Source organism: Arthrobacter sp. Hiyo1, assembly GCF_001263615.2.
Classification (GTDB): Bacteria; Actinomycetota; Actinomycetes; order Actinomycetales; family Micrococcaceae; genus Arthrobacter.
The window spans coordinates 102,412-104,279 of the sequence record NZ_DF952469.1; the positions used below are offsets into that span (position 1 = coordinate 102,412).

At 66.6% G+C, this 1,868-nt stretch carries 1 protein-coding gene and 1 pseudogene; both read left to right on the forward strand.

What is annotated here, in order from left to right; all coding sequences use genetic code 11:
• The first annotated feature begins 132 nt into the window (after nt 1-132).
• Complete coding sequence (locus tag AHiyo1_RS05105; RefSeq protein WP_059387825.1) at nt 133-861, forward strand: VIT1/CCC1 transporter family protein; 729 nt, start codon at nt 133-135, stop codon at nt 859-861.
• Between the two features lie 35 nt (nt 862-896).
• Nucleotides 897-1,868, forward strand: a pseudogene (locus tag AHiyo1_RS05110) (aminoglycoside phosphotransferase family protein); the annotation flags it as partial.

Consider the following 1,868-nt stretch of genomic DNA (forward strand, 5'->3'; position numbering starts at 1 on the left):
ACCCCGGTTGGTCCCTTCGCCGGCCTTGCGGTCGACGGCAAGGCGCTGCCCCCGCTGCCGAGCGGCACTCCGGGTCCATAGGAAAGCCTTTCTTTGCTGGCGGCAGCAGATTCCAAGTGCTTGGCTTGTACCATGGCTTCCATCGAAACTGCAGCCCTGCACGAGAACGAACCACACGCCAACGACCTCGCCCACCGGCTCAACTGGCTCCGGGCAGGCGTCCTTGGCGCCAATGACGGAATCGTCTCCGTCGCCGCCATCGTGGTGGGTGTCGCCGGCGCCACCACGAACACCGGCGCGATCCTCACTGCCGGAGCCGCCGGACTCGTGGGCGGCGCGGTGTCCATGGCACTCGGCGAGTACGTCTCCGTCAGCAGCCAAAGTGACAGCCAAAAGGCCCTCATCGAGAAGGAACGCCGGGAGCTCGCCGAGGAACCCGAAGAAGAGCTCGCGGAATTGACTGCGATCTATGAGGCCAAGGGACTGCGGCCTGAAACAGCGCGGAAAGTGGCCGTGGAGTTGACGGAGCATGACGCCTTGGCGGCCCACCTTTCCGCCGAATTGAACATCGACGAGGACGACATCGTGAGCCCTTGGCACGCGGCCTTCGCGTCCGCCATTGCCTTCACCCTCGGCGCGGTACTGCCGATGCTCGCGATCCTGCTCCCGCCTCCGGGACTGCGTGTACCGCTGACCTTCATTTCCGTGCTGCTCGCCTTGGCCATCACGGGAGCGATCGGGGCGTGGATCGGCGGCAGCTCGAAGACCCGCGCCGCCGTGCGGGTCGTCATCGGCGGAGCCCTTGCGCTTGCTGCGACGTTCTTCATCGGAAGCCTCCTGGGCTCCTCCGGAGTGGTCTGAACCATCCCCGGACCGGCTTGGGTAGGCTGACAGTGATGTCTACCTTCGTTTCGATCCCTGGCGACCTCCAGGCACGCTACTCCCGCACAGCGGAGGGGCGGGCGTGGCTCTCAGGGTTGCCCGGACTGATCAATGCCAGCTTGGAACGCTGGCGGCTGTCCGTTGACCTGGAACCCGGCGGGCAACCTTGGAATGGCCACGGCGGCATCGTCATTCCGGTCCTCTACAACGGCGCCCGTTCGGTGCTCAAGATAGCGTTCCCGCACGAGGAGGCCCTCGTTGAACGGCACGCGCTGGCCCTGTGGGGCGGCACCGGGGCCGTCAGGATGCTCGACGCCGATGCCGCGTCCTGCGCGATGCTCCTGGAGCGGCTCGACGCCGTCAGTTGGCTACAGGCGCCCCGATGGACGAAGCCCGCGACGTGTGGGGATCGCTCGTGAAGGAACTCAGCATCGAACCCGACGAGCGGCCCGAGTGGAAAGAGTTTGAGCATATAGCGGCACGTGCCGAGCGCTGGAGCGATGAGTTGCCGGCGGACTGGGAGCACCTTGGCCAGCCCTTCCCCCGATGGCTCCTGGAAGCCGCATTGGAGGTGTGCCAGACCCGGGGCGCTGTCGGACGGCGGGCGGGCAGGGACGTCCTGGTCCATTGCGACCTGCATTTCATGAACATCCTCCCCCACCTCAATGGCGCCCGGGCCGCCGGAAGGCGCGCATACGTGGCGATCGATCCGCAACCAAAGATCGGTGAGGCGGAGTTCGCCGTCGCCCCGATCTTGTGGAACCGTATCCGCGACCTCTCCACGACGGCCCCGGAGGTTGCGCTCTTGGAGCGTTGCGCGGATTTCAGCCGCGCGGCCGGCCTGGACGGCGAAGCGGCCCGCGAATGGAGCCTGGTTCGCGAGGTCGAAAACGCCCTGTGGTATGCCCGAAAGCCACGGCATGAGGGCGACCTTGCACGCTCCTTGTGGGTGGCCAGCACCCTCGCAGGACGTCCCTTGGACGGCC

Excerpts from the sequence above, each read along its gene's own strand:
- AHiyo1_RS05105 (WP_059387825.1), top strand. The coding sequence starts at position 133 with ATGGCTTCCATCGAAACTGCAGCCCTGCACGAGAACGAACCACACGCC.